This is a genomic window from Paenibacillus sp. FSL H8-0259 (genome assembly GCF_037963255.1).
Taxonomy (GTDB): domain Bacteria; phylum Bacillota; class Bacilli; order Paenibacillales; family Paenibacillaceae; genus Paenibacillus_AQ; species Paenibacillus_AQ phytohabitans.
This window is the reverse complement of the sequence record NZ_CP150147.1, coordinates 3,343,732-3,365,163: the sequence shown is the minus strand read 5'-3', so window position 1 is coordinate 3,365,163 and position 21,432 is coordinate 3,343,732. Positions and strand designations below refer to the sequence as shown.

Below are 21,432 nucleotides of genomic sequence, written 5' to 3'. Positions count from 1 at the left end.
TCTCCTCCTAGTGCTGCGCAAAAAGTTCATATAAAGGATGTATGCCTCATTCAGGATAAAGGTCCTTCCAGTAATTTACTATGTAATTTCACACAGCTCTCCTTTCACCGTCTGAATTCATGAAAAATCCCCTTCAACTGCCTGCCGGCGGTTAAAGGGGATGATCTGCCGCATGGAAGCGGCCTGCTATAGGATAGATGGTTAGGAGAGAATTAATAGGCCAGACTGAACAACCCGTGAATATGGGTCAAATACCGGATATTGCTTGCTTCCTTCATCAGCGTTGCCGGCAGACCCTTCAGCGGTGTGGAATTGCCGCCGACAATCGCTACTCCGTCTCTGCGTCCCAGACTGGCAAGTGTCCCGGAATTCACCGGACTGAAGGTCTCGGAGGCTTTATCATTCAGGTAAGCGTAAAGGTTATAACCGATCAGTTCACCCATCTGCCAGGCGATTTGTGCCGTTGGCGGATACGGACGGCCGTCCGGTGCGAACACAACCGCACTGTCACCGGCTACAAATACATTCTGGTGTGAAGTGGATTGCAGGAACTCATTCACGGTTGCGCGGCCGCGGTTCACTTCAAGCCCGGACTCACCGATCAGCGGGTTGCCCTGCACGCCGCCGGTCCAGACGAAGGTATTCGCCACAATCTGGCGGCCGTCCTTCAGATCAATGGTATTGCCTGCTACATTAGTAACAGGAAGACCTGTCAGGAACTGAACTCCCCGTTTCTCGAGGCTGGTTGTAGCGCGCTCAATCAGATGATCCGGCAGAACCGGAAGAATCTTCGGGCCGGCTTCTACGAGCAGCAGCTGGATCTCAGCCGGATTCACTCCATATTTCTTAGTCAGCTTGGGCAGTACATCGGCAATTTCACCTACAAGCTCAACACCTGTCAAGCCGCCCCCGCCGATCAGGATGGTTGCATCGGCCGCATTGCCGCTTTTGGCATATTCACGAATCCGGTCTTCAATATGTCCGTGAATCCGCAGTGCATCCGCCGCCGATTTCAGCACCATGCTGTACTGTTCAAGTCCCGGAATGCCGAAATAAGCCGTCGTGCTGCCCAGACCGACAACAAGAGCATCATAAGTCAGCATTACACCATCCGAGAGGATGATTTGCTTGTTCTCCACCGAGAACGAATTAACCTTGGCAATCTTGAGATCGATATCCTTACCGGCGAACAGCTTGGCAAGCGGCATGGCAACCGCCTGTTCAGAAGCACTTCCTGCTGCAAGGCGGTGTAGTTCGGTAATGATCTGGTGTGTCGGATACTGATTAACCACTGTAACTCTGGCTTCAGCTTTGCTCATATATTTGCGCACGGTTAGCGCACTCAATAAGCCGCCGTAACCTGCACCTAGAATAACTATGTGTTTTGACATCATATTTCCTCCATCCCTACGATTAAGAATTGAACAATAATTACTTACCGGATTGGCGTTCGCCGCTGACCTGCAGGTATGCATTCATGAAACGGAGCACGTTTTGTACCTGCGGGTCCTTGATCATTTTCATCATGCCAAACAGGCTGATGGTTTCACTGCTTGCATCCGCGCGGTCTTTCGCTTCAATAACCGTAGCCGCCAGATTCTTGACAGAGCCTACCACAGGACCCGCCATCTCTTTGATTGCGCCTACCGTATCATTTTTCAATACTTCATCCGTTGCAACCGACTGTACGAAATCGACCGATTTGGTTAATACATTCACCAGTTGGGTAATCTGCGGCAGCTGCTCCACCAGAAGAATCAGGGATTCCTGAACTTCCGGCTTCAGAAGCTGATTCAGCAAATCCTCTTGGGGAAGGCCTGCTGCGGGTATTTCTTGTTCCAAAGGGGTTTGGGTAATGGTTTCTGACATATCGAAGTCTCCTTTACAATGGCATTGCTGCTTAAAAGTATTCATCCACTGAAACTATGTGACTATTATATCATTCCGGTTGTAATAAATGTCACAATGTTTTTGGCTTTATAGCCTTATTTTGTGATTAAAATCACTTCTTTTCTCGCTTTTTCAAAATTTATCGACTATTTGAACTAAAATTCACAATTTACTGTTGTTTAATCATTGACGTACGCTTGTAGTTGTGATATTTTAAGCAAGTAACTTATTGTAAGCTTATTTATTAATATCAGCTATTGATTTTTACTAACCAACATACATATCCCAATGGAGGTCATTATTTATGAGTACTTTTTCAGAATTGGTTCAGTCCCGCAGATCGGCTATGAATTTCGTTGAAGGGGTGCAAATCCCACAGAATGAGCTGGAGGAGATGTTCTCACTGGCCCGCCTGGCTCCATCGGCCTTCAACCTGCAGCACGCCCACTACAAAGTCATCAGCGATGACACTGTGAAGGAAGAAATCCGTAAAGGTGCTTACGGTCAATACAAAATCCACACCGCCTCGGCTGTCATCGTTGTGCTGGGTGACAAAAACGCCTACCAGCAGGCTCCAGAAATCTATAGCGGACTTAAAATGCTGGGAGCCATGAGCGAAGAGGATTATGACCGCACCATTCAGTCTATTAATGATTCTTACACCGGAAAAGACGCTTTCCAGCGGGATGAAGCAATCCGCAATGCTTCCTTGTCAGCTATGCAGTTCATGCTGATTGCCAAAGACAAGGGCTGGGATACCTGCCCGATGATCGGTTTTGATCCGGAGGCGGTGAAAGCTACTCTCGGGCTCAGCGACAACTTCGTTCCGGTAATGCTGATTACGATCGGCAAAGACAACAAGCACAAAATTAGACCGCGCGGCTACCGCAAGCCGGTTAATGAGTTCGTTGAATTTATCTGAGCCTACCCCCGGTCCAGCGAAGTCCCTGTTTAATAGTTGACAGCAAAAAGGTCTTCCGGCAGCTTAACCGGAAGACCTTTTTGCTGTGATTTTATAAGATAAAGCTTCAGTCTGATGTTCATTTGGCATAATGCAATATAGCCGCTGCCGCGCGTTCCCGCCGCTCCGCATCGGGACTGTGCAGGGCAGCCTTCAGAACAGCCAGCGCCTCAGCTATTGTGGCTTCATCCACACGGGCCGGGGAATGAGCAGTCTCCATATCGCCAGGTGAAGAATCTGCAAGCCACAAATCCATTCTTGCTGCAGGCAGCACCCCTGAATAGCGGGTAACCTCCTGATCCGAAGCAAGCAGTGCTTGTACTGCAGAATTCACAGCTGTACGGGGCAGACTCTTCAGCCAGGTTACTCCGCGCCGGTGCGCAGTTCCGCCCTCCACACTCTCCTGCCGGGCATCATAGAAATAATCACCCAGATCGCCAAGGTATACCCATTCCTCATCCGCAATCAGCACATAATCCCCGTCCTGCATCACGTTGACGAACGTGTCTAAACTGCTGAGAGCTTCTTCCAGCACCTGCTCCTGATAAGCTCCGGATGCAACCAGCGTGCTGCGGATATCCTCTCTCCCGCTGGACTCCAGATTTCCAATAACGGGATCTCCCGCACATACATAATTATCCTCCAGAAAAGACTTGATTAACCTGCTGCGGGTTCCGTCAAGCCTCACTCCAAACAAACTCATCCTTTTCTTCCTCCTTCAAATGCCCGGATAGCTGAACCGCAACATAACAATCAGTAAATTATACAGCAAACGGCAACGCTTTTGCCGTCCATTTTATAAGACAGCACTGTTCCAGGGCACCAAATTTGCCCTGCAGGTGAATCAAGCTAGAGATTGTGAAGCTACCTGCGGACAAATCATGCTGAGCTAAGAAGCTTGGCAATTGCACTGTTCCTCACCTGAGCTTGGCTGGAGATTAGCAGGAGATTGCCTGAAGCATCACGGGCTCATGAACTCATCAGCTGGTGAGGAGGACTGAGATTCCGTTATTGGCGAAGAAATGGCGAATTCGCAGGACATTCGGACTTAGATTCCGTTAATGTCCTGAAACGCCTTGTTGTAGCGCTTAAAAGAACAGGATAAAGGATTCACTCAGTCCGCATCCTCCTGATCATGAGGCTTTTTGGAGAAATAAGGGCTTCTCAGTCCACTTCAGCAAGAAATCTGCTTCGATATACCAGCAGCCAGTCAGCGGATTGACACAGCCGATAGCCGTTCAGAGTATTTAGCCCTCCTCGCAGCGACTGGGTTACATTGGATCAAGTTTAGAGTGAATGACTATTGTTCGGAATCCTCCTAAAAAACTAAGGATAAGGAAGCATAATAGCGCTTACATGATCTTACAGTGAAAAATAACCGCAAATTTAAAGTATTCGCCTTTTTACGGCTGCGGCATGTCACGGTATAATACAGGTATCAACTCAAGGAACCATACACTGCGGTAAGAACGCATGCGGGGGCAGAATCTCCGGCAGTCCTCTTAAGCAGCTGTACTCCCTGAGCTTGAGACTATATCTTTGATCCTGGCGTTATAGCTTTCAATCCATCCCTACACGAAATGGTATGAGCTTCTTAAAGCTCAAAAGCCCACAATCAATCCTATCGTGGTCAGCGGATGAATTAGAGAAGATTTAACGGGCAGGATAGGCAAATTGACTGCCGCCTCGGACGATTTCTACCCGGCTGAGTACAAAGGATAGGATAAGGAGTCTGAGAAGAACATGGGTATAGTGGTTATTATATAAACCTCTATTGTTGATGAAGCTATCAATAATAGAGGTTTATATGTGTTATAGGGGGATTTATTTTAGTTATAGCGGGACAAGCATGCAGCTGACCTTGGCATAGGCCGCTTTAGCGCAGGCCTTCGGCAACTTTAAGCAGAGTCTCTTTGGATACATCCGGTGATTCTGTGCTTACTTCATGCAAAATGTTCCATTCGTTATTCTCCCCTAGCTCGATCCACTGGATATAAGCATAATAGTTGTTTTGGTTCCCATAAGCTTCTTTATTCACAATATATAAAGCATCTAAAGCTCCAACCTTCATCTCCTCAACCGTAGTAGCCGCTGCAAAATTTGCTGTGAGCTGCGCTTCCGGTCCGCTAGGCGTATACTTAACCACAATTGCATCACTTTTCCCTCTTGGACCCTCATATATGAGCTGCGGGCTTACAGTCTTAGCTATTCTATTAGGAGTGTTGAAGCTCTTGATCCAGGCATAATCCTCACCGGGCTTGACCCTTTTCGAGAGGACATTGGTGTATTTCTTTACCCAGGATTCGTCTATAATCCCAAGCTGACTGTCAGACCTCGCTTCGGCAAAATAATATCCTTCCGGCAGACTGCTTGGCACAGCCAGCTTTCCGGTAATTGGCTCGATGACCTCCTTCCAGCTCTCTATATCGGAGAACAGCTGCGGACAGTTCACCTTAAGCAGGTCATATCCCCCATTGGGCAGTGACACGTACAGGAAGGCGGATTCATTCACAGCCAGTTTAGTCTGAATGTCTTCAACAAGCAGCTTCACGTGCTCACCGTGTTCATCGGATTCAGTATAGTCTGAATGAACGATCACCTTTATTCCAGTAGAACCATATGTAACGGCCCATAACCTTTCCGCACCATAAACCACGCCTCCGAACAGCATCAGGCCGCAGAGAACAACCGCTATCCTTGCAGTGCCACGCATATGTCTTTTGGTTTTCCGTTCGTTTTGGAATTTGAAGTACTGATCAAAGCTTGCGGAAATCTGTGTCTCCAGCTGTTCCGGCATTACTGTATTCTGCTTAAAGCTGGCAAACTCCCGTTTCAATTGACTTTCGACAGGCATGTGTAGTCCCCCTTCATCTCATCTTCCTCTGTGAATACGGCATGCTGCCGCAGCTTGCGCATTGCCTTGTGATGCCTGGATTTAGCGGTACCCAGCGGTATCTCCAGGGCAGAGGCTATCTCGTCAAAGCTGCATTCCCCATAGTAGCGAAGGACAACAACACTGCGCAGTTTAGGGGGAAGCCCAGCCACCAGCTGAAGCAGCTCTCCCCGCTGTTCCTGCTCAAGGAGCGGTGTATCCGCCCCCGGCAGCAACAACTCTGATGCATTCTCCCTGCTGCGGATCTGGATGCGCAGCCTGCGCCAGCTTCTCCGGCTCCAGTTGCTGCATTGCCGTACAATCATTCCGTTCAGCCATGCCCCAAAAGGCCGATTCCTGTCATACTGCGGCAGACTACGGAACAATTCTATGTAGATTTCATTCACTACATCAGCCACATCGCCCTGCCGGTCAACAAGCAGACAGACTGTCCCGTACACCTGGTGCCTGATGCTGTCATGCAGCGCAGTGAAAGCATCCTTGTCTCCTTCTTTCAGCCTTTGCAGACAGCCATGCAGCTCTTCCTCAGTCATCCGTCTCTCTCCTCTCTGTCTTGGTTTTCACTCTATATTGGTCCGCTGCGGGACAATGGTTCCCTTTGAGTACAATAAATTCAATCCTTACACAAAAAAAGCCGGCCGCCCATGAGTTTCGTCATGAATTGCCGGATGTGGAAGTAAAGTATAGTTGTCAAAAACGGTTCTTATCAGCTCTATTTACATATGCACAGGTATCCCCAATTCCCGCTTCAGGAATTGATAGACTTGTAAGTTCGCCCCCCTCAGCGGGTAATCAGCTATTCTGCAGGCGATTCCGCAGCTCATATCAACTGCCGGCCCTGATAGTCTTCTGACCACTGTACCAGGCGGAAGAGTCTGTAAGGTAATCTCAGGTACAAAAGCCATCCCAATACCGTTCTCCACATAGAATTTCAAGGCGGACATACTGCCGATTTCCATGGTGTTCAGCGGGGGACCGGCTGCTTCCTGCAAAATACTCTCCAGCTTCTTGCGGTAAGGACAATCCGCAGCCGTAATGAGCAGACGGTGTCCGCGAAGCAGGTCCGCAGTAATCTCCTTCTCCGTCTCCAGAGGATGACCTTCGGGCAGCAGCAGCACGAATCCCTCGGAGAAAAGCGGCTCGAAATACAGCTCCGTCCCAAGCTGCGGGGCTGAACACAGGATCATGTCGAGTTCTCCCCGGAGCAGCCGCCCGCTGAGAGCCGCTGTTCCGGCAATCTCTACTGAAAGTACGATCCGGGGAAACTGTTCCATGAATATGCGCAAAAGCTGCGGCAGCCGGTAACTCGCACTCGGATCGGTTGCACCGATCCGGACGCTCCCTGCTCCGCCCGACTGCAGATCAGCCAGACTGCTCTGCAGCCGCTCCATGTCTTTCACAATCTGCAGGCTCTGCTCATGGAACAGCCTCCCGGCCTCCGTCAGGATCACCTGCTGTTTGCCGCGCTCCAGGAGCTGAACGCCCAGCTGAGCCTCAAGCTTCTGGATCTGCATTGTTACCGTAGACTGGGCATAGCTAAGCTCTTCGGCTGCACGGTTAAAGCTTCCTGTGCTCACAATGGCCTGAAAGGTTTTTAAAGTTTTGAAATCCATTTGCGCTAACCTCTTTCCAGTAAGACTCCCGGCAAAATACATTTATTTTATCCCTACACTTATCCCGTTTTTCGCCGTCCTATCGTTCTTCATTGCATTTTCTACAAGTCCTTCATACAATTGATTTCCTCATTTCTGCTCACATTCACCGATTTCACAGAATTCTACTGTACAGAGTGCAATAGGGAATGGCGAATAGCATTCAGCCTCCCTGAGCTTGAGGATGTTTCATTTCAGAGTCCATTGACCATCTTCTGTTGAAGTCCCTCTAGTTCGCTCGATATAGTTCAATATTATTGAACCAATCCTTCATTTCAATCAATTATACAAAACCAGGCAAACTGAATACAATTGTACTCAGGATATTCCATAACAATAAGAAGTCGGGAGCGGATAAGGATGGATCTGAGGGGTAAAGTTGCAATAGTGACAGGCGGAGGCACCGGTATCGGGCGGGCAACCAGCCTTCAGCTTGCCGGGCAAGGCGTAAAGGTTGCCGTGAATTATTCCCGTTCGGAAGCGGAAGCCCGGGAGACGGTTGACATGATCATAGCGCAGGGCGGGCAGGCCATTGCTGTACAAGCTGATGTGTCCGCAGATGCCGAGGTACGGGCAATGGTAGAACAAGTAGTACAGACCTACGGCACTGTAAATCTGCTGGTGAATAATGCCAGTATTACGCAGCATATTCCTATGAATGATCTGGAGGCAGTCACCTCCGAGGTGTGGGATGAATTATACGGCGTGAATGTCAAAGGCATGTTCTTCTGTGCCCGGGCAGCCGCCCCGTATATGAAAAGCAGCGGGCAAGGGGCCATCGTCAATCTCGGCAGTATTGCCGGAAATACGGGTGCCGGTTCGTCACTTCCTTACGCGGTGTCCAAAGCGGCTGTTCACGGTCTGACCCGGTCGCTGGCCAAGGCTCTCGCCCCTGACATCCGGGTCAACTGCGTTGCCCCTGGAGCCGTAGCGACACGCTGGTGGGCGGGCCGGGAAGCGCAGATGCACAAGCTCGCACCGAACCTGCTGCTGCAGAGCATTGCCGCGCCGGAAGATATCGCCCGTTTCATCTGCTCCGCGCTCGCTCAGGAAGCCATGACCGGGCAGATTATTACCGTCGACAGCGGGCAGACTTTATAGCCGCTAGAGCGCTGGCAGATTCATTCTACACGCAGCAAGCAGCCCCCTTCTCCGCAATAATGCGGAGAGGGGGCTGTCTGTTCAAAGCTGTTCAAGACTCTGCTACTCTACTCACTTGAAACCCTAATCAAGAAGGTTCATTCCCCCATACCAGGCTGCCGGAGATATAGGCCGGAATATTGGCCCAGTCGGCATAAGCCGTACCTGCTGCGTTAAAGGAATAATCTCCGGTCTGGGTATAATTGCTCCAATCCGACTTGGACGCCCGCAGCTGAATATCTATGCTCTCCCCGGCCGCAAGGGAGCCTGCAGCACTTGTAAATCCAAGCTCCAAGTAATAATCGGCTCCGGTCTTGGCAGCCGGAAGCTTCACAAACGTCCCGGTCACATTCGCGCTTCCCACCTGTGACCAGTCGCAGAAGAAGCTCTGGGTCTGCTCACCGTCAATAGTGTAGAAGTATCTGAGCTTCACATCGACCAGTGAAACTGCGGTGGTGCCGGTATTCATCAGCTTAATCTTCGGGCTCAGCGTATTGGCCGCAGCCGCTGTGCTGCTGTTGTACATCTGAACTTTAAAGCCGCCGGCGGACGGTGCCGTTGTATCCACTACTGCAACAGCCAAGGTCTGCGCCGCTCCGGCGCTGAAATTGAAGCTCAGCGTTGTCGTACCCACAGCCTGCGCTGCCAGATATGCTTTGCTGATCGTCACTGCCGAACCGCTCACAGTGTAATCCGTTCCGGCGGTCAACGTTGCCTCGCCGTTCTTAATGCTGCTTAACGTGTTCCCGTTCAGCGTCATCGTCACGGCGATATCCGCCTGATTCGCCGTCTTCTTATCGAAGCCGGCGCTGACCGGTGTGATCGCAGAATTGCTGGCCGGAGTTGTTGTGTCCACTACCGCAACAGCCAAGGTCTGCGCCGCTCCGGCGCTGAAATTGAAGCTCAGCGTTGTCGTACCCGCCGCCTGCGCGGCCAGATATGCCTTGCTGATCGTGACAACTGAGCCGCTTACACTATAATCCGTTCCCGCGGTCAATGTTGCCGCGCCATTCTTGATCGTGCTTAACGTGTTCCCGTTCAGCGTCATCGTCACGGCGATATCCGCCTGATTCGCCGTCTTCTTGTCGAAGCTGGCGCTCACCGGCGCGATCGCAGAATTACTGGCCGGAGTTGTTGTATCCACTACCGCAACAGCCAAGGTCTGCGCCGCTCCGGCGCTGAAATTGAAGCTCAGCGTTGTCGTGCCCACCGCCTGCACTGCCAGGTATGCTTTCTTGATCGTGACTGCCGATCCGCTCACACTATAATCCGTTCCGGCGGTCAACGTAGCCGAACCGTTCTTAATCGTGCTTAACGTGTTCCCGTTCAGCGTCATCGTCACGGCGATATCCGCCTGATTCGCCGTCTTCTTATCGAAGCTGGCACTGACCGGTGTAATTGTTGAGCCTGCCGCCGGCGGGTTCACCGGATCAGCGTATAAAGTGCCCCGGCCATTGGTTCCCAGATATACGCGTCCGTAGATGCGCGGATCTCCAGTGATGGCCATGTTGATTTTGGCATACTGATGGGCATTGTCATTGATCCGTACCCAGCTGGCCCCGGCATTATCAGACCGGAAGACCCCTCTCACACCGTCGATCTGAGCTACTGTATAGAGTGCCATGTAGCTCTGGCCCGGCGCTGCCTTGCCGAACCCGATGAGGTCAGCTTCATCAACATTGGCCAGCTTGGTGAAGCTTGCGCCTGAATTGACAGAGTGCCATAAGCCATATTTGTTCTCAACCGTATTGCCGCCGGCAAACCAGATATCGCCTTCGATGCCCGGCATGGCTTTGATGCTGATCTGGGCCTGATTCGGCTGAAGATTACCGACATTATTGGTCGGGAAGCCTGTTGCTCCCGTAGCCGTGAACGTTGCTCCGCCATCCGTACTGACGTAGAAGGTTCCCGCATAGAAGGCATAGAACTTATTCGCATTCACCCGGTCCGAAGCAATCTTGGCCCCGGCAGGCACACCGCTGCTGGCTGTCCAGGAATTGCCGGTCGACTTGGAATAGTACACGCCAATATCCGAGGTGCTCCACAGAATAGAGTTGCCGCTCGCGGATACAGCTACCTGGCCTTGCCCGGCAGTCGTCTTAGTCCCGTTCGAGGGCTCTGCATTCGGCATATACCAGTTCGTGCCGCCGTCATTGGAGATCCCGACTGACTTCATGCTTGGGGACTTCTCCTTGTCCGCACCGCCAACACGTACTACAAAGGCTGGGCTTAACTCAGCATAATCGATGCCGGTTGTGGTTGCCCAGGAAGGACTTGTCTGGAACTTCACCGGAGCTGCAGTGACATCATCATACCGGAAGCCGGACACATCCCCGAGTGCAGTAATCAGGCGTGCTCCTGCTGGAGGGCTGATCAGCCCCAGCACTGCAGTCTCTTCCACTCCCTTCGCCATCACGGAAATATTGACTTTCCCGCCGGTATCCCAGGCGCCTAAATTATTTGAACCATAGATGGTCGCACCCGTACCGTACATCATCCGGTTGGAGTTGAACGGATCAATCTCCAGATCCCCCATCATCCAGCCCAGCTTCGGCGAGGGATCAAGGGAGGTGGACGTTACTCCATGGTCAAGCCATGGGGCAGCTGTGATATCCATTGCGAACTTATAGGTACGTTCCGGATAATTACCCCAATCCCAAATCCGGCTCCAGGTTGCCCCGCCGTTAGTGCTGCGGAAGATGACTTCATCCGGCCACCAGGCATTCAGACTGGAGACCATCACGGTGTCAGGATGCTGCGCATCAACGGCAAGTCCGCCGAATCCGTACCAGTTATCGGTTCCCGTAGACGGACTGATATTCGTCCACACCCCGCTTGTTTTGTTCCATTTCCAGACCTCGCCTTTACTGCCGTCATACGGCCCAACGCCATTGCTGTAGGTAATATACAGATCACCTGTAGAAGACAGAACACCATGATGCGGCAGATAACCTACAGGCTGGCCGGGCAGTGCACTCCAGGTTGCTCCCCCGTCCGTGCTGCGGTAGACACTGCTTGCCGTATCCGCTACTCCCACATAAATCGTCTGGGTGGCATTCCCGGAGGTGCCTGTGCTTTTATCAAAAGTAATCCAGGATAATCCTACAAGATCATTGCCGTAATCAAGCGTCGGATTCTGAATGTACGTCCCCACATTAGGGAAGGAGCTGACCTTGGACCAAGTGACCCCGGAGTCGGTGCTCTTCCACAGACCGTTCCCGCTCCGCGCCCCGAAGAACAGGATGCTGTTCTTATTCGGGTCAATCACAAGCCGTTCGCCTGCCGAACGTCCGGGCATGTTACCGCCAACCTTGAACGGCAGCGGCGTTGTCTGCCACGTATTTCCCCGGTCGCTGGAGCGCATGATTTGTCCATTATCGTCCCATGAGTTCGTATAGGTGCCGGTAGCCATATACACCTTGTCCGGATTCACCGGATCGGTTGCCAGCGCATCTACGCCATTCTTGTTCCAGTCCACCCAGCCGACAGCATCGCTGATCGATGTCCAGCTGCCGGATGTCTGATTCCAGCGGTAGGCACCGCCGATATCCGTCCGCGCATAGATCAGATTCGGCTCAGTCTGGTTAAAAATAATACCCGGAACAAACCCTCCGCCTGCACCGGTAACCACGCTGTTCCAGTTGTAGGCTTCACTTGCTGCGGCATGAGTTACTGCGGGAGAAACGGTAAACAATGAGCAGGGCATTGCAGCCAGCAGGACAACCATTCCCATTCTTCGGATACGTTTTCGAATCACGGTTCTAACCTCCCAGGTTCTTTCTTTGATAACGCTTTCATTATAGAGCGCTGACAACCTGTACAGTGAGGGAAAATGGTCGAATCCATAAGAAAACTGTCATCAATCATCGTACCATTTTCACACTTTTTATTACTATTTTAACAATAAAAGGTTCTAATGGAATGCCATCCAAAAGAACCCCCTCTTACTAATGCTTCAGAACAAACTCATCCAGCTTGTTGCCGTCTGTATCAAACGCCTGATAGGTCAGGGTATCTCCGCTAACCGTGATTCCGGCGAACATCGGCTTATTATTCTGAAAATGAACCTTATGGTAGAACAGGTCTTCCTTCTTCCCGTTGAATTTGGCCCCGGAAGCGTTGGTCACCACATAGACCGTTCCGCCTGTCGCACCTTTGGACCCATCACTCTCGGGCACAATTTGACCGGCGCGCAGCGGATAAGAACGGGAATACTCATGATTATGTCCCTGCAGCACAAGATCAACGTTGTATTTGTCAAAAATCTCCGTCCAGTCCTCCACCTTACTGTACATGTTCCCTCCGTAAGCCGGACGGTGCATCGCTACGATTGTCCACGGCTTATCCGTACCTGCCAGATCCTTCTTCAGCCAGTCAGCCTGCTTCTTCAGATTGCTCTCCGTATTCAGCACAGTCACATGGACCGGGCCGTAATCGAATGAATAGGAAGTGCCGGCGATCGAACCCTTGGCCCCGTTATCCGGCAGATTGAAATGCGAGGTAAACAGATCCGCCTCTTCATCAATCTCATCATGGTTACCGGTCACAGGCATGAGGGGCACACTAGCCACCCTGTTCTGAACATAGCCAAAAAAGCTGTTCCATGCCACACTATCTTCAGGCTCTTCTGTAAAATCCCCGTTATGCAGGATAAACTGCGCCGCCGGGAAGGTCTTGAATGCCCGCTCCAGCGTATTGCCCCAGACCGCGAAATCCGCATCTGTCACTCCCTGGGAATCCGTAACGTTAATAAACGTCACCTGGCCGCTGGCCGCTTCCGCAGTGCTGAACCCGTATACGGGGCTCCACTCCTCTTCCTCTCCGCTGCCTACCCGGTAAGTGTAGCGTGTTCCCGGCTCAAGTCCGGTAATCTCGGCTTTGTGCACGCCTGCTGTACCCTGATCCGTCTTGATCACAGTATTGGCCGCCTGAACCCTAATGACCCCATCTCCGGTAAAATCAGCCGTCCCGCCTTTCACTGCCTCAAGCCAGCCGTCTGCTCCGGGGTCTCCGGTGTACCAGGTGAATGCGCGGCTGCTGACCGGGTCGCTTTTAAACGTACTGACCAGATCGTAGAGTGCACCTGAGAGTTCAGCTCCTCCCCCTGCGGCCCGCTCCGATTTGAGCCTTTCCACGCCAAGCGCCAGTATGATCAATACAACGACTATAATTCCGATGATAATGAATGTTTTCAAGTCTTTCATGTACTCCCTCCGCCCGCAGCTTCAAGCTTGCAATCTCTCTGAACCCGCCGGTCGATCTGTTCTGTTTATGTATTCTAGGGTAGCCCCAGTGGCAGCAGGAAGTCAAATTCCCGGCCCGGAATAACCTTACATTTCGTGACATTTGTAAACGCAGTGTAAAAATATTCAGCTGACGTTCAGTTCAATTTAAGAAAATCATAAGGTCGGTCCCTTAGAATTGGGTCAGCGGCCAGATCACGCAAGAACTTAGAGAGAGAAATGAGGTGTGAGATGAACAAGAAGCTGCAATTCCGGCACGAGCTGAAATTCTTCATTTGCTATCATCAATATCTTATCATCCGGCTGCGGCTCCAGAGCCTAATGGATACAGACCAGAATGCTGACGAGAGCGGGGAATACCATATCCGCAGCCTGTATTTTGATGATGTGAACAATACGGCGTTGTCCGACAAGCTCGGAGGCCTGCGTGAACGTGCCAAATACCGCATACGTATCTACAATGTGCAGGACGATGTCATTCATTTTGAGAAAAAAATCAAGATGGACGATTATATCGCCAAAATCAAAGAACCGCTGACGCGGGACATGTACGATGAGATTATGGCCGGCAACTATGAGGTGCTGAATGTACCGGATAAACCGCTGTTTATGGAGCTCTACCATCAGATGCGGCACAACCTGCTGCGCCCGAAGGTGATCGTCGATTATGTCCGCGAGCCTTATGTATGCCATAACGGCAACGTGCGGATTACTTTTGACAAGGAATTGCGCACGGGACTGCATGCGGTGGATATATTCAGCAAGGAGCTACAGCCGATCCGGGCGCTTGACGGGAGCTTTATTATTTTCGAGGTCAAATTCGATGAATACCTGCCCGATTATATCCGGATTGCCCTGCAGCTTGAGGGTCTGAACCGGCAGTCCGCTTCTAAATACATCATTTGCCGGAAGTTTCTAAAAACCAACACTTGGGAGGATTATTGATATGAGCATCACAGCAAGTCTGGCTGCAGCCGCAGCACAGGGCGCGAACGACACGGCAACTACCTTTTCCGATATGATCAAAAGCTCGGTGACCGACAACTTCGTTTCCGACATCCGCATTTCCAAAATACTGATTACGCCTCGATGTCGATGACGCTCTTGGCTATATTGCCCTGAACGCAGTGACCGGCAATATGGACAGTTATCTCGGCAGCAACAAGCAGAATTACTACCTGTATGAAGATGACGGCATCTTCTCCATCCTGCCGTGGGACTACAACATGGCCTTCGGCGGCATGGGCGGCTCGGATGTGCTGATTGACGAGCCTACCCAGGGCACACTCGCCGAGCGGCCGTTGGTTGCGAAGCTGCTGGCAAATGAGACCTACTTAGCGAAGTATCACGAGATCGTCCGCAGCATGCTGAGCGGCTACCTGAAGGATGAAACCTTCCAGACCCGGATCAACGAGCTGGACGCCATGATCGCAAGTTAAGTGAAGGCCGATCCTTCTGCCTTCTATACGTTCGAGCAGTATGAGAGCGGCATCGAGTCCGTGAAGACGTTCATGTCGACCATGGCGAGCACCGTCACGCAGCAGCTCGACGGCACTATTCCCGCTACCAATGACGGCAACGGCAGTGGTGGCGGGATTGGCGGCGGCGCTGGCGGCGGGCGCGGCGGTGGATTTGGCGCGGCGGCTGGCGGCGCGGCGCAGGGGCGCGGCGCAGGGGCAGGCCGGCGCAGCGGCTGGCGGCGCGGCGCAAGGGCAGGCCGGCGCAGCGGCTGGCGGCGGCGGCTGGCGGCGCGGCGCAAGGGCAGGCTGGTGCGGCGGCCGGTGAAGCCGCGCAGGGCGGTGCGCCGCAGGGCCAAGCGGTGCAAGGTGGGCAGACCGGCCAAGGCGTTCCCGGCGGTGAGCCGGGCGCTATGGGCGGTCCAGCCATGCCCGGGGGCGGCTACGGCCCCGGTGGCGGTGGTATGGGCTTCGCCGGCGGCATAGGCGGCGGAGGTTTCGGCGGTGGCGGCATGGGCGGCGACTTCGGCGGCCAGGGCAATACACCGCAGCAGCAAGGTAGTACCAGCGAAGCTGTTACTACCGGCGTAGCTATTGTTTTGCTTTTACTGGCCGCGGTATTTGTTAGCTTATATAAGCGGAAGCGGCTATAGACTCTAATCTCTCATAATTCTGCTTAATCAGGACCACCCGTCCAACGGGTGGTTTGCTCTAGGGGTATAACCCCTTGTTGCCAAACTGCGCCTAAAGACGCTAGCCTGACCACACATTTGTTCAGGCTCAGTGTAATTTGTCATCTTCACTCACCCGTTAAACGGGCTTATTTCTTTTTGTTCCTTTTGTCACTGAATGGATCTTCGTATTCTTTTACGCTCAATTTATCTATGGCTTGGTCATGTGCTTCTTGTTCACGGATGTATTTGGCTACCGTGGCTTCATTTAAACCCACCGTGCTCACATAGTACCCTTCCGCCCAAAATTTTCGATTCCCATACTTATACTTTAACCCCGCATGCTTTTCAAAGATCATGAGCGAACTTTTTCCCTTCAGATATCCCATGAACGTGGACACGGCGATCTTCGGCGGTATCGCTACTAACATGTGCACGTGATCTGGCATCATGTGTCCCTCTATGATCTCGACCCCTTTGTATTTACATAAACGCTTGAAGATTTCGATTAAATCTTTCCTCACTTGATTATATATTTCTTTCCGTCTATACTTCGGGGTGAACACGATATGGTATTTGCACATCCACTTCGTGTGAGCTAGACTATAGCTCTTGTTTGCCATCTTTGACCATTCCTTTCCTTTGAGCCTGAACATCTCAATTCTATCGGAATGGTCTTGGTGGTCAAACCCTCGTCCCCTCCACCCGCATAGCGGGTGGTTTTTTGTTTCGCGCGTTTCACGCACTCAACTGGCTAAAGCCATAAAATTAAACTGGCCCGGACGTTAACCGTCCAGGCCAGTTTCTTTTTCTGCATTTATTTTATTAATACTCTCTCGAATGAAACTACCGTTTCCCGTTAACAAAATATATATCTCCATTATGATAAAATTCAATAACGTAATAGGAAGGTGCATAAATAAAAGTATCAGGGCTGACTGCAAGTACGTGAAAATTTCTTATGTATCCCTTCACACAACACAGCGCTTAAATGCCAAAAATCGCTATAAATCTTTTCGAATATTTTGGAAACTACGGCCTTTTCCATAAACATTGAACTTGGATGAGGTTCCCATTTAGTACGACTAATGCAAGTGACCTTAACAAGATTTGTATCCTCCTTGAATAGGAGCCGTCTTTCAATTCCCTGTTCGTAGAAATCTAATTCAAAGGAGTATATACCCGCTCTTGTTTTCCCTAATATATCAGGAACTTGTTCAATAACAGTACATAGATCCGTTCTACAATCAACAGGCCAATTATCTTGCCCAAAACCACCAACAACGAAAGATACAGATTGTGAAATTTCAAATGCTTTGCATATACACATTAGAATAGCCACTTCATCATCAAGTTCTAAATCAGATATTAAGTATTCTGTTTCAGGTATACTTTCCAACTGCTTCTCAAATGTTAACTCCATCTTAAAGATATTATATCAGCCCTTCATATTGAATTAATTTATATGGAATCGTATAATTATCGCCTCTAAGCACCTCAATCAGAACCATAATAAAAACACCTTATTACAATTGTTCACAGCTTATTTGTTCCACTTGTAAATTCATCACAACCGGCAAAATACGTTCCAAATACCAACTAAAATCAGTAATATTTATATCATCTTTTGCATTAATTTTCTTTCTTGCTATTGATAAACTAAACATCATTTGATTTGTATTAAAGATAAGTAACTCACATCCAACTTCAGAATCTACCCGCATTAACTCAATTCCAATAATCTCTTTTTGATCCTGCTTTTTTTCAAGATATCGAAGAAGCTGTCTCTATTAAGTACACTAGATGTCCAATTATAATCGTCATCATCACCCAATGGCAGTATAGTCTCACCATTACTTTTTACGCATGTCCAACCTTTATTTTCAAAATTCTGAAACAAATCCGGTAGCGATAAGCTTTCACGACTATGATTGCTTAAACTTATATTTATAGAGGCTGAGATTGACATGAATCCCCTATCCTTTCCCGTTTCTCGATCGCATTTTTGTTTATTATTTATATGCTTCTTCTAATTTCAGCTATTTTCGAATGATAAAACGCATTATCATGACTATTGAAATACTCTTTGTATCTTCTATAAAAATGCTCTGCTCCATTTAATAGAGCATGAATAAATTCTTCACTGGGGAGTTTGAAGTGTCCGTACTTCCCTTCTCCAATTTTCAATTCCGTATAATAAGAATTCACTTTTATCATTTCAAATTTTATGGGCTGATCAGGAAAAAGAAAGTCCCCTTTTCCCATTTGCAAATATTCTTCTAACGCATTCATTAAATAGTCCCACAAACAATTTACCGAGTCCCACAAGTTATAATCCAGAACGATTTTGTAGTTCCATTCGATCACAATAGCACCATCCAGATATCTAAGATCAAATTTGTGGATGTACTTTTCAATTTCAATTTCATTGTCCATATGAATAAAATATTTGTTGGGTTCATCCATAAAGTTGCCGGGCAATATTAAATCGGGTTTCTTTAAATACGTTTCAACTTTCATAACTTCCTCCCACGAACTATTAATAGGGGTAACTTAGATATATAAAAAAGAAACCATAAGCAGCAATTACCACCTGTAGTTCTGAGTGTTTCATTATTGAAAATATTCTACGAGCTTATCATCATCAACAGTCTTAATCGACTCGAAATACTTCTGCTCATATAACTTCTTCACAACAAATTCTATAGCTTCTTTAGTTACTTCCTTTACTATAATCAAATTAGGTTCGACTGAGTAATACCCGTAACTCTCTGACTCCAATTCAAAATCTTGTTTAAGACGCACGATATCATAAACCTTTATATTAAATAAATCGTTCAATATCTTAACATAAACATCATTTCGATAACCTTTGTTAGAAGCCTCAAATTCTGCAAGTTCCGTATCCTCTAAATAAAACACTCTAATACTATTCGCACTAGTCATCCTCTTCAACCCCACCAAAGGAAAGAATATGTATATTAAGCCCTAATCATCATTTCCGTCGTAAGCTGCAAGCCCATTTGACCATAATCCGATCTCAAGTAACAATCAATTCCAACATTTTTATAAAGACCTGTTAACTCATTAATTTCTTTAACGTTAGGAGTTAGATCATTCAGTAAAAGTTCTAGTGCTTCTTCCGGTCAACTTCTTCAGATATTATTAATTCGTATCGCCAAATATCAAAGGGAGCCTGAGTCACCGCTTCTTTTCTGATGGCCTGCCCCTTTTTCAGGATTGTAGTTGGTCTAATTGCTAATCTTCTAGTAATGTAATCAAAATCTAAAGCTTCATTAAGTATTATGAAAGAACAACTACCGTTCATCTTCAAAATAAGGAACTCCTTTTAAAATCCGATAATTTCCCATAATCTCTATAGAGATCATTTTATTGGTTCTTAAAGACCCATTGATTCCGGATAAACTGTGCTAAAAACTTACTCTAACAAATTGTCCATATCATCACTACTACCCTGAAAAATGTTTTCTAAAAAATAAACAGACAATTCATTTCACCTCGCCTTATTCAGCATTTAAAATCTCATCATTTATTCCCTTAATTTCTGCTAACATCTTATTCATTCTATCCATGTCAAAAGCACCTGTTCTTTTACCTGATAGAAAATAAAGTTTCATCCAATAAGCATCATCCTCTGCAAAGGCCTCAATAGCTTTCCGGATATTATCTTCCGTTAGGCTTCTTACAATAATATCTGGGGGAGACGGTGGCACATAATCAAGCCCTTCCTTGTCCATATACCAATAATAATTTTGGGGTGTAGCCACAACCATAGTGTATGTAACATCATCCTCTAGCTCTACGAAGACATCAATATTGTCGTTTTCTATATTTTCTATACTTGAAAGATAAGTTGGAAATGTTATGTTAACTATTTTCATAATGAACCTCCTACTTAAATATTCAACAGATGCTTGCATTATCTTTCAATTCGGTATTATCATTAGACTTTTCTTCTCATTTTCACAGTACGGAGCATAGTAATCTTATGTATGTAATGTAATTAATTAGCGGTTGCTTCATCATTAATAAGTTATATTTTTATCTTTACTGTCCAAAGTCATTTCTATATACTCCTCGTACCAATCTATACGCTGCGCTTTAATTAGTGAGAGTGCTTCATTTAAAGCACTCCCTTTAAGCCAGAATAGCTTTTCAAAGTTGATTCTCTTTTCCTCAGCCAGATTTGCCCAAGTGATTCTCCGCAACTTGCAGCAATCATTCCATCGAACTCCATATTATTTGACACTTGTATTAGAAGATCAATCGTTCTTTCATCCTCGAAATTATTTCCAAGATGAATCACTGCATCGTCTTTTTCTGAATCACTTGAATTAGGGTCCAGCAGTATTTCAATTAACAAAGTTTTATTCACCTTTTCACCCCCTGATGGAATCCCACAGTCTATTCTCCTTAATATTTCCGCCCAATTTCTCATAACCGATCTCCATTTCAAGATGGTCTCCCAACGCATGAGGAATTGAAAGACTTATCCCCAGTGAATCTTGAGTGAGATAACTAAATATACCTGAATTATTTGCCCCGTCCGCTTCATCTGCATATTTCAAATCATTAAGTAAATCCTGGTCTTTAGTCCCGCTCCAAAAATCCCTCATAACTCCTTCCTCTCGCAAATTCAAATTGTCATCATAGCTTTTGTAGATTCCATTTTTCAATTCTTGTACGAATGCCTCATCGATCTCCAGAAAGTCTGTTAATTTCACTTTAATTTCTTTATCCATATCTATATTTGTTGTATAAAAAACATTTAACGGATATGCTCCTCCCTTATTAAAAGCTGAACCAATATATTGAATGCTTAGGAACTTATCACTTTTATATGTAATCTGATAGTCTAACTCCAAACTATTTTGACTATCTAAACCTACCGAATAATATTCAAGAATACTTATCGCCTCTGCCTGAATCAGTGCATTTATAACTTCTTCCTTTGTATCATTCGGTAAATCAACCAGCTTTGGATATGTAATGTTAATATTGTTTTGAGCATAAATGTCACTTTCAACTTTGTAGCTTAATGCTGGAACGATCTCCTTGCTGACCTCTTTTTCATCAGAATGAACCTTAGTTTCGGCACTACATGATATTAATAAAATGACAATCGGTACAATAGTTAATAGCCTGAACTTCACTTCGCTCATCTCCGCTTGAAGCATTTTAGTCATCACTTGTATTCAACCTAAATGTATTGTCCTTTTGATATCTTCACCTATCAGAACATATTCCTCTGGTTTTTCTCCAAAACCATTCCAAAAAATCCATAGCCTATTGCATTCAGGGCACTTAAGAAAACTTTTCATGTCCAAATATAATTCCTCTGCATCAATCTGATCTTGATATTTGTCGTACTCAACATCGGATATGAAGTTATACTCAATACTACACGGAATATCTCCATATCTTAAAATTTCACCACAACTGCATTGTATCTTTGGCATCTTACATCCTCCGATCTTATTGGACAAAATAATTACTTCCACTAC

General features: G+C 47.8%; 24 protein-coding genes. 6 read left to right on the top strand and 18 right to left on the bottom strand.

The window, feature by feature from the left end:
• Positions 1 to 212 precede the first annotated feature (212 nt).
• Together NSU01_RS14025 and NSU01_RS14020 are read right to left on the bottom strand one after the other, a co-directional pair.
• Positions 213 to 1,391 carry an NAD(P)/FAD-dependent oxidoreductase gene (locus NSU01_RS14025; protein ID WP_042136228.1) on the bottom strand — a complete coding sequence of 393 codons (1,179 nt, stop codon included), beginning with the start codon at positions 1,389 to 1,391 and terminating at the stop codon, positions 213 to 215.
• A 40-nt stretch (positions 1,392 to 1,431) separates the two neighbouring features.
• Entirely contained in the window at positions 1,432 to 1,869 is a 438-nt protein-coding gene (locus tag NSU01_RS14020) for a DUF1641 domain-containing protein (protein ID WP_042136226.1), read from the bottom strand.
• 325 nt (positions 1,870 to 2,194) lie between these two features.
• On the opposite strand from NSU01_RS14020, the gene NSU01_RS14015 reads away from it, so the two are divergent.
• The gene (locus NSU01_RS14015; RefSeq protein ID WP_076245312.1) at positions 2,195 to 2,812 is read left to right on the top strand and encodes a nitroreductase family protein; all 618 of its coding nucleotides are present in this window, start codon (positions 2,195 to 2,197) and stop codon (positions 2,810 to 2,812) included.
• A gap of 118 nt (positions 2,813 to 2,930) precedes the next feature.
• Here the strand turns inward: NSU01_RS14015 and NSU01_RS14010 are convergent, their stop codons facing one another.
• The 4 genes from NSU01_RS14010 to NSU01_RS13995 form a co-directional block, all read right to left on the bottom strand.
• Positions 2,931 to 3,554 carry a hypothetical protein gene (locus NSU01_RS14010; protein ID WP_076245310.1) on the bottom strand — a complete coding sequence of 208 codons (624 nt, stop codon included), beginning with the start codon at positions 3,552 to 3,554 and terminating at the stop codon, positions 2,931 to 2,933.
• A gap of 1,173 nt (positions 3,555 to 4,727) precedes the next feature.
• The gene (locus NSU01_RS14005) at positions 4,728 to 5,705 is read right to left on the bottom strand and encodes a hypothetical protein (protein ID WP_076245308.1); all 978 of its coding nucleotides are present in this window, start codon (positions 5,703 to 5,705) and stop codon (positions 4,728 to 4,730) included.
• Complete coding sequence (locus NSU01_RS14000) at positions 5,684 to 6,277, bottom strand: sigma-70 family RNA polymerase sigma factor (RefSeq protein WP_076245306.1); 594 nt, start codon at positions 6,275 to 6,277, stop codon at positions 5,684 to 5,686. The genes NSU01_RS14005 and NSU01_RS14000 overlap by 22 nt, the downstream gene beginning before the upstream one ends.
• Positions 6,278 to 6,460: 183 nt before the next feature.
• Positions 6,461 to 7,357: a LysR family transcriptional regulator gene (locus NSU01_RS13995; protein ID WP_076245304.1), complete on the bottom strand. Its 897-nt coding sequence runs from the start codon at positions 7,355 to 7,357 to the stop codon at positions 6,461 to 6,463.
• A 399-nt stretch (positions 7,358 to 7,756) separates the two neighbouring features.
• On the opposite strand from NSU01_RS13995, the gene NSU01_RS13990 reads away from it, so the two are divergent.
• Positions 7,757 to 8,497: an SDR family NAD(P)-dependent oxidoreductase gene (locus NSU01_RS13990; RefSeq protein ID WP_076245302.1), complete on the top strand. Its 741-nt coding sequence runs from the start codon at positions 7,757 to 7,759 to the stop codon at positions 8,495 to 8,497.
• Positions 8,498 to 8,624: 127 nt separating this feature from the next.
• On the opposite strand, the gene NSU01_RS13985 is transcribed toward NSU01_RS13990, so the two are convergent.
• The gene (locus NSU01_RS13985) at positions 8,625 to 12,242 is read right to left on the bottom strand and encodes a X2-like carbohydrate binding domain-containing protein (protein ID WP_256703934.1); all 3,618 of its coding nucleotides are present in this window, start codon (positions 12,240 to 12,242) and stop codon (positions 8,625 to 8,627) included.
• Positions 12,243 to 12,483: 241 nt separating this feature from the next.
• Positions 12,484 to 13,740 carry a metallophosphoesterase family protein gene (locus tag NSU01_RS13980; RefSeq protein WP_076245298.1) on the bottom strand — a complete coding sequence of 419 codons (1,257 nt, stop codon included), beginning with the start codon at positions 13,738 to 13,740 and terminating at the stop codon, positions 12,484 to 12,486.
• 270 nt (positions 13,741 to 14,010) lie between these two features.
• Here NSU01_RS13980 and NSU01_RS13975 point away from each other — a divergent pair, with 270 nt between their 5' ends.
• The 4 genes from NSU01_RS13975 (at position 14,011) to NSU01_RS13960 (ending at position 15,889) form a co-directional block, all read left to right on the top strand.
• Positions 14,011 to 14,724, top strand: coding sequence for a polyphosphate polymerase domain-containing protein (locus tag NSU01_RS13975; RefSeq protein WP_076245296.1), 714 nt, complete (start codon positions 14,011 to 14,013; stop codon positions 14,722 to 14,724).
• Between the two features lies 1 nt (position 14,725).
• Complete coding sequence (locus NSU01_RS13970; protein WP_179093548.1) at positions 14,726 to 14,878, top strand: hypothetical protein; 153 nt, start codon at positions 14,726 to 14,728, stop codon at positions 14,876 to 14,878.
• Between the two features lie 40 nt (positions 14,879 to 14,918).
• Entirely contained in the window at positions 14,919 to 15,218 is a 300-nt protein-coding gene (locus NSU01_RS13965; protein ID WP_339303266.1) for a CotH kinase family protein, read from the top strand.
• Positions 15,219 to 15,598: 380 nt separating this feature from the next.
• Complete coding sequence (locus tag NSU01_RS13960; RefSeq protein WP_179093545.1) at positions 15,599 to 15,889, top strand: hypothetical protein; 291 nt, start codon at positions 15,599 to 15,601, stop codon at positions 15,887 to 15,889.
• Between the two features lie 167 nt (positions 15,890 to 16,056).
• Here NSU01_RS13960 and tnpA read toward each other — a convergent pair whose 3' ends face one another.
• The 10 genes from tnpA to NSU01_RS13910 all read right to left on the bottom strand — a co-directional run bounded on the left by tnpA (position 16,057) and on the right by NSU01_RS13910 (position 21,387).
• Positions 16,057 to 16,530 (bottom strand): IS200/IS605 family transposase, encoded by a 474-nt coding sequence (gene tnpA, locus NSU01_RS13955; RefSeq protein ID WP_054940740.1) that lies wholly within the window; start codon positions 16,528 to 16,530, stop codon positions 16,057 to 16,059.
• Between the two features lie 305 nt (positions 16,531 to 16,835).
• Positions 16,836 to 17,330 (bottom strand): hypothetical protein, encoded by a 495-nt coding sequence (locus NSU01_RS13950; protein WP_076245288.1) that lies wholly within the window; start codon positions 17,328 to 17,330, stop codon positions 16,836 to 16,838.
• A 103-nt stretch (positions 17,331 to 17,433) separates the two neighbouring features.
• Positions 17,434 to 17,631 (bottom strand): hypothetical protein, encoded by a 198-nt coding sequence (locus NSU01_RS13945; RefSeq protein WP_339303262.1) that lies wholly within the window; start codon positions 17,629 to 17,631, stop codon positions 17,434 to 17,436.
• A gap of 292 nt (positions 17,632 to 17,923) precedes the next feature.
• A complete protein-coding gene (locus tag NSU01_RS13940; RefSeq protein ID WP_076245284.1) occupies positions 17,924 to 18,427 on the bottom strand; it encodes a hypothetical protein in 504 nt (167 codons plus the stop codon).
• Positions 18,428 to 18,520: 93 nt separating this feature from the next.
• Complete coding sequence (locus NSU01_RS13935; RefSeq protein WP_076245282.1) at positions 18,521 to 18,853, bottom strand: hypothetical protein; 333 nt, start codon at positions 18,851 to 18,853, stop codon at positions 18,521 to 18,523.
• A 184-nt stretch (positions 18,854 to 19,037) separates the two neighbouring features.
• Positions 19,038 to 19,241 carry a hypothetical protein gene (locus NSU01_RS13930; RefSeq protein WP_076245280.1) on the bottom strand — a complete coding sequence of 68 codons (204 nt, stop codon included), beginning with the start codon at positions 19,239 to 19,241 and terminating at the stop codon, positions 19,038 to 19,040.
• 190 nt (positions 19,242 to 19,431) lie between these two features.
• Positions 19,432 to 19,809, bottom strand: a complete 378-nt coding sequence (locus tag NSU01_RS13925; RefSeq protein WP_076245278.1) for a hypothetical protein — start codon at positions 19,807 to 19,809, stop codon at positions 19,432 to 19,434.
• A 242-nt stretch (positions 19,810 to 20,051) separates the two neighbouring features.
• Complete coding sequence (locus NSU01_RS13920; RefSeq protein WP_339303260.1) at positions 20,052 to 20,303, bottom strand: hypothetical protein; 252 nt, start codon at positions 20,301 to 20,303, stop codon at positions 20,052 to 20,054.
• Positions 20,304 to 20,307: 4 nt separating this feature from the next.
• Entirely contained in the window at positions 20,308 to 21,117 is an 810-nt protein-coding gene (locus NSU01_RS13915) for a hypothetical protein (protein ID WP_339303258.1), read from the bottom strand.
• Between the two features lie 6 nt (positions 21,118 to 21,123).
• On the bottom strand, positions 21,124 to 21,387 hold the full coding sequence (locus NSU01_RS13910) for a hypothetical protein (protein WP_339303256.1): 264 nt from the start codon (positions 21,385 to 21,387) through the stop codon (positions 21,124 to 21,126).
• Positions 21,388 to 21,432 lie beyond the last annotated feature (45 nt).

Bases quoted from the DNA above. Each gene is read 5' to 3' on its own strand.
- NSU01_RS13945 (WP_339303262.1), bottom strand. From the start codon at position 17,631: ATGCGGGTAGATTCTGAAGTTGGATGTGAGTTACTTATCTTTAATACA.
- NSU01_RS13970 (WP_179093548.1), top strand. From the start codon at position 14,726: ATGAGCATCACAGCAAGTCTGGCTGCAGCCGCAGCACAGGGCGCGAAC.
- NSU01_RS13995 (WP_076245304.1), bottom strand. From the start codon at position 7,357: ATGGATTTCAAAACTTTAAAAACCTTTCAGGCCATTGTGAGCACAGGA.
- NSU01_RS13965 (WP_339303266.1), top strand. From the start codon at position 14,919: ATGGACAGTTATCTCGGCAGCAACAAGCAGAATTACTACCTGTATGAA.
- NSU01_RS13980 (WP_076245298.1), bottom strand. From the start codon at position 13,740: ATGAAAGACTTGAAAACATTCATTATCATCGGAATTATAGTCGTTGTA.
- NSU01_RS14005 (WP_076245308.1), bottom strand. From the start codon at position 5,705: ATGCCTGTCGAAAGTCAATTGAAACGGGAGTTTGCCAGCTTTAAGCAG.
- NSU01_RS13910 (WP_339303256.1), bottom strand. From the start codon at position 21,387: ATGCCAAAGATACAATGCAGTTGTGGTGAAATTTTAAGATATGGAGAT.
- NSU01_RS13990 (WP_076245302.1), top strand. From the start codon at position 7,757: ATGGATCTGAGGGGTAAAGTTGCAATAGTGACAGGCGGAGGCACCGGT.
- NSU01_RS14025 (WP_042136228.1), bottom strand. From the start codon at position 1,391: ATGTCAAAACACATAGTTATTCTAGGTGCAGGTTACGGCGGCTTATTG.
- NSU01_RS13935 (WP_076245282.1), bottom strand. From the start codon at position 18,853: ATGACTAGTGCGAATAGTATTAGAGTGTTTTATTTAGAGGATACGGAA.
- NSU01_RS13925 (WP_076245278.1), bottom strand. From the start codon at position 19,809: ATGAAAATAGTTAACATAACATTTCCAACTTATCTTTCAAGTATAGAA.
- NSU01_RS13940 (WP_076245284.1), bottom strand. From the start codon at position 18,427: ATGAAAGTTGAAACGTATTTAAAGAAACCCGATTTAATATTGCCCGGC.
- NSU01_RS13975 (WP_076245296.1), top strand. From the start codon at position 14,011: ATGAACAAGAAGCTGCAATTCCGGCACGAGCTGAAATTCTTCATTTGC.
- tnpA (WP_054940740.1), bottom strand. From the start codon at position 16,530: ATGGCAAACAAGAGCTATAGTCTAGCTCACACGAAGTGGATGTGCAAA.
- NSU01_RS14000 (WP_076245306.1), bottom strand. From the start codon at position 6,277: ATGACTGAGGAAGAGCTGCATGGCTGTCTGCAAAGGCTGAAAGAAGGA.
- NSU01_RS13950 (WP_076245288.1), bottom strand. From the start codon at position 17,330: ATGGAGTTAACATTTGAGAAGCAGTTGGAAAGTATACCTGAAACAGAA.
- NSU01_RS14010 (WP_076245310.1), bottom strand. From the start codon at position 3,554: ATGAGTTTGTTTGGAGTGAGGCTTGACGGAACCCGCAGCAGGTTAATC.
- NSU01_RS14015 (WP_076245312.1), top strand. From the start codon at position 2,195: ATGAGTACTTTTTCAGAATTGGTTCAGTCCCGCAGATCGGCTATGAAT.
- NSU01_RS14020 (WP_042136226.1), bottom strand. From the start codon at position 1,869: ATGTCAGAAACCATTACCCAAACCCCTTTGGAACAAGAAATACCCGCA.
- NSU01_RS13985 (WP_256703934.1), bottom strand. From the start codon at position 12,242: ATGCCCTGCTCATTGTTTACCGTTTCTCCCGCAGTAACTCATGCCGCA.